The organism is Microcystis sp. M083S1 (assembly GCF_020246405.1).
Classification (GTDB): Bacteria; Cyanobacteriota; Cyanobacteriia; order Cyanobacteriales; family Microcystaceae; genus Microcystis; species Microcystis aeruginosa_C.
Genome location: NZ_JADBTB010000030.1, coordinates 1 through 7288, shown reverse-complemented (window position 1 = coordinate 7288; position 7288 = coordinate 1). Strand labels below are relative to the sequence as shown.

6 protein-coding genes and 1 pseudogene are annotated in these 7288 nt (G+C 43.4%); 4 read left to right on the top strand and 3 right to left on the bottom strand.

The annotated features are described in order from the left end of the window. Positions 1-154: 154 nt before the first annotated feature. Positions 155-844, bottom strand: coding sequence for a lecithin retinol acyltransferase family protein (locus IM450_RS02880; protein WP_012267801.1), 690 nt, complete (start codon positions 842-844; stop codon positions 155-157). Between the two features lie 301 nt (positions 845-1145). Here IM450_RS02880 and IM450_RS02875 point away from each other — a divergent pair, with 301 nt between their 5' ends. Both IM450_RS02875 and IM450_RS02870 read left to right on the top strand, forming a co-directional pair. Then, positions 1146-1379, top strand: a complete 234-nt coding sequence (locus IM450_RS02875; protein ID WP_002771307.1) for a hypothetical protein — start codon at positions 1146-1148, stop codon at positions 1377-1379. Positions 1380-1401: 22 nt separating this feature from the next. Next, positions 1402-1896: a phosphoribosyltransferase gene (locus IM450_RS02870; RefSeq protein WP_039899628.1), complete on the top strand. Its 495-nt coding sequence runs from the start codon at positions 1402-1404 to the stop codon at positions 1894-1896. Between the two features lie 82 nt (positions 1897-1978). Here the strand turns inward: IM450_RS02870 and cydB are convergent, their stop codons facing one another. Both cydB and IM450_RS02860 read right to left on the bottom strand, forming a co-directional pair. Continuing rightward, complete coding sequence (gene cydB, locus IM450_RS02865) at positions 1979-2992, bottom strand: cytochrome d ubiquinol oxidase subunit II (RefSeq protein ID WP_002753098.1); 1014 nt, start codon at positions 2990-2992, stop codon at positions 1979-1981. Positions 2993-3000: 8 nt separating this feature from the next. Next, positions 3001-4428, bottom strand: a complete 1428-nt coding sequence (locus IM450_RS02860; RefSeq protein ID WP_002774269.1) for a cytochrome ubiquinol oxidase subunit I — start codon at positions 4426-4428, stop codon at positions 3001-3003. 232 nt (positions 4429-4660) lie between these two features. On the opposite strand from IM450_RS02860, the gene mnmG reads away from it, so the two are divergent. Both mnmG and IM450_RS02850 read left to right on the top strand, forming a co-directional pair. Next, positions 4661-6568, top strand: coding sequence for a tRNA uridine-5-carboxymethylaminomethyl(34) synthesis enzyme MnmG (mnmG, locus tag IM450_RS02855; protein WP_287669013.1), 1908 nt, complete (start codon positions 4661-4663; stop codon positions 6566-6568). Positions 6569-6737: 169 nt separating this feature from the next. Continuing rightward, a pseudogene (locus IM450_RS02850) lies at positions 6738-7046 on the top strand (transposase); the annotation flags it as partial. Between the last annotated feature and the right edge of the window lie 242 nt (positions 7047-7288).

Genomic DNA, 7288 nt, shown 5'->3' with positions numbered 1-7288 from the left:
TTCAGGGGGTCAATTACCTAATTTTCAGGGAAAAAGTACCTGAATTTTCCCCCCAATCACTCCAAAGGTCGGCACTTTTTGAGGGAAAACAAGTCTAAAAACCCTATCCAACAAGGTTTTTAGATTTATTCAGCAAACCCTACTGACATCCAGACTAACCGTTAGCAATCACCAGACTTTTAAGAACATTTTCGGTCATGGCCGCTATTTGATCCAATTGTTCCTGATGGCGTTTTGCCTGTTTTTTGGCTTCTACCTTGCGTTTCAGGGCTTCCCGGGCTAAATCATCGCGATTTCTGCTTAAAGCTTCGATCGCTACTCGATTCCATGTTTCTGCTTCTTGAATGGCTTTTTTGTACTGGGGTTGAATTTCATCCCAACTGACCTTAAGATTGCTTAAAGCCCCTTTTAACAGGGTTTGGGCATTGTTGGGGTCGGCTCCGATAAGGGATTTTTTCAGAGGTTCGTAGAGTCCCACCGCTTGTAAATGGGTAATAATCGGGATAAATTCTTCTATCTGTTGACTTTTGCTAATACCGGTCTTACACCAAGTGGCAAAATGTTCGCAGTTGTTAAAAAGAAGATTATATTTCTGCTCCCCCAGACGACTTAGCGCCCTTTCTACCACCACATCGGGGATAAAGGAAAATCCCACCTCTACATGGCGCACCACATAGATTTTACCGCCCCTAGCAAAGGTTTCTAGGGAAGTTCGTTCCACAATCTCGCTCGGTTTTCGGTAATGAATGACGCTACCATCACCGCAATCGATGCCATGATGAGCATAAACACCCTGAAGATTGAGCAATTCCCGATAAGCGTATATTTGATCCCCTCTAGCCATATTTTTTTAGTAATAAAGTAAACAAGGAGATTATCTATTGAGCCAGTTTTTCCGGTTATTAATCTTCGTTTTCATGAAAATATTCCCGATCGCGATTTGTCAAAACCTATTATAGCATTTATCTTAATAGTGAGGTACAAAGTTTTCCTCTGGTGGAGTCGGTCATCAATACCAAATTAGGTTACACTTCATCTCTATGGGAAACGCTGTAAAAATTATCGAGGTAGAAATTGAGAACTATAGCCTAAACACCAGCGATTCAAGCCCCTTTTTGACTGTTAACCCCCTTAACCCAGAGATTATGGATGCTTTTAGTCCCTTTCCCCCTGACTGGACAGAGAATGCCGTTCACGCCTACAATTTTTGTTGTCCTTACTGTGGGGCAAAAGCTAAAGAAGCTCAGGCCGTTTGGATCAATCGCCGCGCTCCCGTTTTAGGAGAAGATTCCCGTCGTAAATGGCAGGAATTCTATCATTGTCAATGCGATCGAGTTTGGTGGGCCTGGAGTAGTGATCGACCTGCCGAAAATAAGTAATTCTCAATCGGGAATGGAAAATATGGCCGATGTCTATGTTTCTTGGGATGAATACCATCGTCTGATCGAAAAATTAGCAGTAAAAATCGATCATTCTGGTTGGCAATTTGCTCAGATTGTCTGTTTAGCTAAGGGAGGATTGCGCGTCGGTGACATTCTCTGTCGTCTTTTTCGTCAACCCCTAGCCATTCTCTACGCTGCTTCCTACGGGGGGCAAAATCATCAAATTCGGGGAGAATTAACTATTTCCTCAAATTTAGCCATGATCGAAGCCAAATTAAAGAGTCCCTTGTTATTAGTGGATGATTTAGTCGATTCGGGAATCACTCTCCAAAAAACCTCGATTTTGTTACAGGAAAAATACGGGATTACCAATATCAAAACTGCGGTGATCTGGTACAAAGCGGCATCAAGAATCAAACCTGACTATTATGTGGAATATTACCCCGATAATCCTTGGATTCATCAACCCTTCGAGCGTTACGAGTTAATTACACCCAAAGACCTCCTAGAATAAATTCAGTTTAGCATCAGCGGTAGAGAGTTTCCCCTTAAAAATCCCACCGAAGAAGATTGATATCTGAAATAGGCAACGTCATCTATTCTCCGTAGGATTCAGCAGTAATTTTCCCCCGAAAAACGATGTAATTATAAACCGTATAGGCTAGTAAAATTGGGATTAAAAAACCCACAAAAGTCAGCATAAACACCAAAGAACTAGGGGCGGCCGCCGCTTGATAAATTGTCACGGACGGGGGAATAATATCGGGAAAAATCAACAATCCCAAACCGATAAAAGAGAGCATAAACAGCAATACTGTCCAGACCATCGGGGTGTTTTCTTCCTTTAGTTGCAAACTCCGCAGTAATAAACCCAGTAAGACCACAGCTAGAATCGGGATGAGGATAAAAATGTAAATTAGTCGAGGGTCAAATAAACGCTGACGGATGTGGTCAGAAAGCAGTGGTGTACTGATAGTGATAAAGACAGCACCGATAAAAGTCGTAATAGCGGCAATTTTTGCCGTTTTATAGTGAACTTCCTGTAAATTACCCGTAGTTTTCAGAATTAGGTAAGTGGAACCCACTAAAACATAAGCTTGGATTAAAGTTAGAGACACTAGAATCGATCGCCATGTTAACCAATCAAAGGGACCGCCGGCAAAATGACCCAATTCATCCACTTTAATGCCCTCAAAAACCGCACCGAGGGCGAATCCTTGCCCCAAAGCAGCCAAAAAACTGCCGAGTCCGAAGGCATAATTCCAGAACAACTTGCGACGAGAATGTTCACGAAACTCGAAGGAAACAGCCCGAAATAACAGCCCCACCACCATAATCACTGCTGGCAGGTATAAAGCGTTTAAAATTGTCCCGTAAGCTAGGGGAAACGCCCCAAACAGGGAACCACCCATCAAAACAATCCAAGTTTCGTTAGCATCCCAAACATTGCCCAAACTGGTCATTAAAATACTGCGACGCTTCTCGGAGGAGGAAGTCAGGGAAAGAATTCCCACCCCCAAGTCAAAACCATCGAGGAGGACGTATAGAAACAGGAATAATCCCAGAATAAAAAACCAAATTTGTGGCAAAAAATACTGTAACGGTTCCATAGTTCCTCCTATTGTTGCGCTTCTAGGGAACGAGGATTTAGTTCTGGTGAGGTCACTTTTTCCTGTTGAGTCCCCGGCAGTGGTAAGTTAAGATTTGGTCCCTGACGGATAATAAGACTACCGAAATAGAGAGCAGAAACCAAGAAAACGACATAAATCGCCGTAATTCCGATTAAAGAGGTTAAAATCTCGCCTGCGGGCAGTTTAGAAGCAGCATCCACTGTCCGGATTTGATTGTAAACCGTCCAGGGTTGACGACCGACACAACGGACAATCCAACCGGTTTCAACCGCAAGATAACCCAGAGGGGCCGCAAAAACCCAAGCGCGCAGTAACCATTTTTGACTGTCGATTTTTTCGTTACTCAGTTGACCGCGCAGCCATTGCCCGACAGTTACAGTCATTAAAGAAGCAAGAAAAAGACCGATAGCGACCATAATCCGGAAGGAATAATAGATTAGCCCCACCATGTGCGGTCTGTCTTCGTATTTCCACGTTTTTAAGCCGAGAACAGGTTCCGATAACTTGGGTTTTAACTCCAAAAGATAACCCAAAGCATTAGGAATTTTCACTTCCCAGCTATTTGTCTCCGCTTTATCCTTGGGTAAAGCAACCAAACTCCAACCGGCAGTTTCTCCCGCAGGAATAGTTTCCCATTGCGCTTCCATGGCGGCTAATTTAGCCGGTTGATAGTGATACACTTGTTCGGCACTAAGATGACCGACAAAAATTTGCAAGGGAGCAATAACAATCGCTAGAGTAAGAATAATTTTGAGAGAACGACTAAAAAAGCTAATGTGACGTTTATTGAGCAAATACCAAGCACTAATCCCACCAATGACGAAAAGAGAAGTTTCCAGAGTAGCGAAAAACATATGCAGGAAACTATTAACCATGAAGGGATTGAGAATCGCTTGTAGGTAATCCTGAACGATAAATTTACCATCCACGAAGATGCCACCGGCGGGGGTTTGCAGCCAAGAATTAGCGGTTAAAATCCAGAAAGTGGAAAGATTAGCCCCGAAAGCGACGAGAATTGTCGCTAGGAAGTGAATTAAAGGGGGAACTCGTCCCCAACCAAACAACATAATTCCTAGAAAACTAGCCTCTAGCATAAAGGCCATGGTTCCCTCGAAACCGAGGATAGTTCCGAAAAAGTCCCCCACCGCTTCCGAAAAAGGCGCCCAATTCATGCCAAACTGGAAGGCCATGGGCAAACCAGAAGCAACTCCAATGCCGAAATTGAGAATGTAGAGTTTTGCCCAGAAGCGAGCGTGATGATAGTAGTCAGGATTGCGGGTTTTTAGCCATAATCCTTCGACAATGACTAGATAAATGCCCATACCAGTGGTTAATACCGGCCAAAGCATATGGAAAATAGCGGTGATGGCGAATTGTATCCGCGACAAAGCAACGGGATTGGCAAGTAAATCCATGATTACAATCTTTAAACGATCGTGAAAATATGATAAGCACCTATAATACTTAGCCAGTAATACCCTGAAAAGGCAAGGGTAAATAGGGATTATATAGATTGTTTTTAGATTTATGCGATCGCTTTGGTGTTAGTCAATGACTTAGCTAGTATTCTTGTATTACATTGGGGGGAAAACTCAGAAAAATTGCTAGAATATTAGCCTGATTAATTAATTTTCCCCTCGATCGAGTATGACTTTCTCCTCAGCCGCAGACTTTCAAGATGAATTTGATGTCATCGTCGTCGGGGCGGGCCATTCCGGCTGTGAAGCGGCCTTAGCTTGCGCCCGTCTCGGTTGTCGTACCCTTCTCCTCACCCTTAATCTCGATAAAATCGCTTGGCAACCCTGTAACCCCGCCGTCGGTGGTCCGGCTAAATCCCAATTAACCCACGAAGTGGACGCTTTAGGCGGCGAAATTGGCAAAATGGCCGACCGCACCTATCTGCAAAAACGGGTTCTTAATGCCTCTCGTGGACCGGCAGTCTGGGCCCTACGGGCCCAAACCGATAAACGGGAATACGCGGCGGTGATGAAAGGTATCGTCGAAACCCAAGCCAATCTGGTTATTCGGGAAGGCATGGCCACAGACCTGATTTTAGGGGCAAATGAGCAAGTTTTAGGGGTAGAAACCTATTTCGGCACTTGTTTCGCCGCTAAAGCCGTGATTTTAACCACTGGCACTTTTTTAGGCGGTAAAATCTGGATTGGCGGCAAGTCTATGGCCGCCGGACGGGCGGGCGAATTTGCGGCGGTGGGTTTAACAGAAACCCTAAATCGTCTCGGATTCGAGACCGGTCGCCTAAAAACTGGCACTCCTGCCCGTGTGGATAAGCGTTCGGTGGATTACTCCCGCATGGAACCGCAACCGCCTGATGACGAGGTACGTTGGTTTAGTTTTGATCCGGAGGTGTGGATCGAACGGGAACAAATGAACTGTCATCTCACCCGCACCACGGCGGCCACTCATCAATTAATCAGAGATAATTTACATTTATCCCCCATTTATGGCGGTTTTATTGACTCCAAAGGACCGCGTTATTGTCCCAGTATTGAGGATAAAATCGTCCGTTTTGCCGATAAAGAAAGTCATCAAATTTTTATTGAACCGGAAGGGCGCGATATTCCCGAACTTTATATCCAAGGCTTTTCAACGGGACTGCCGGAAAATGTTCAATTAGCAATGCTGCGGACTTTACCCGGTTTAGAAAACTGTGTGATGTTGCGTGCTGCCTATGCAGTGGAATATGATTATTTACCGGCAACTCAGTGTTATCCAACCCTGATGACGAAGAAGATTGAGGGGTTATTTTGTGCGGGACAAATTAACGGGACAACCGGTTATGAAGAAGCGGCAGCCCAGGGACTGGTGGCGGGGATTAATGCGGCGCGGTTTGCTTTAGGAAAAGAGTTAATTGTTTTTCCCCGGGAGGAAAGTTATCTAGGAACTTTGGTCGATGATTTATGTACTAAGGATCTGCGGGAACCCTATCGAATGTTAACCAGTCGTTCCGAATATCGCTTAGTATTGCGATCGGATAATGCCGATCAAAGATTAACACCTTTAGGGCGAGAAATTGGCTTAATTGATGACCGGCGTTGGCAATTATTCCAAACTAAACAGGCTAATATTATCGCTGAAAAAGAACGCCTACACGAAACGAGAATTAAAGAACGGGATGAGGTGGCAATTGCCATCGTTAAGGATACGGAACAAAAAATCAAAGGTTCTCTCTCTTTAGCGGATTTACTGCGTCGTCCTAGCTTGCATTATCTCGATCTTGATCGTTATGGTTTAGGTAATCCTGATATAAATTTAGCCGAAAGAGAAGGGGTAGAAATTGAGATTAAATATTCCGGTTATTTGAAACGACAACAAAATCAAATTGACCAAATTAGTCGCCACAGTAACCGTCATTTATCCCCCGATATTGACTACATGAAAATCGAAACTTTGTCAATGGAATCGCGGGAAAAATTAACAAAAATTAAACCCGCCACCATCGGCCAAGCCTCGCGAATTGGCGGAGTCAATCCCGCCGATATTAACGCTTTATTAGTGTATCTAGAAATGCGGCAGATGTCGGCAGTTAAAAGTTAGGAAATAATCCTGATTAGTGGATTACTATTGGGAAGACCACCGAAGAATCGAAGTGCTGAACTAATACCAATTCTCCAAAGTCTGACTACAGAAGTTTAATCCCCCTAAATCCCCCTTAAAAAGGGGGATTTAAATTCGATGTGTAGTTTTCATTTAGAGAAATGGTATAAAAAAACAAGCTCAGTTAGATGAAAAGTTTCGCAATCGTATTGAGGGCAAATTTGGACAAGCTAAAAGACGTTTTGGACTCGATAGAGTGATGACTAAACTTTCAGAAACGTCAGAAACTTCTATCGCCATTCCCCTTTTAGTGGTTAATCTTTCTACTCTGCTACGGCAGGTTTTACTGTTTCTTTTTGTCCGAAATCAGAAAAGTTACTGTTTTCGGTCTTTTCTATCAGTTATCTTGATTTTAATTGATAATTATCAACAGAATCACTTATCATTAAAGAAACAGAATTTGCCCTTAGCATCATAACTTTTTTTTCCTATCTGATTTTTTGCCGCAAACCCTAAGTAGCTGGTTATAATTAAATTAAAAATGGATTTTGCCTTTGATCCCCCCTTGATAAGGGGGGTGTCTGACAACTTTTAACGCCTACCTACTTAGGGTCTGCTGAATAAATCTAAAAACCTTGTTGGGTAAGACTTTTAGACTTTTTGTCAATCAAAAAGTACCAGGCATGGGAGTGATCAGGGGGAAAATTGAGGTACTTTTTC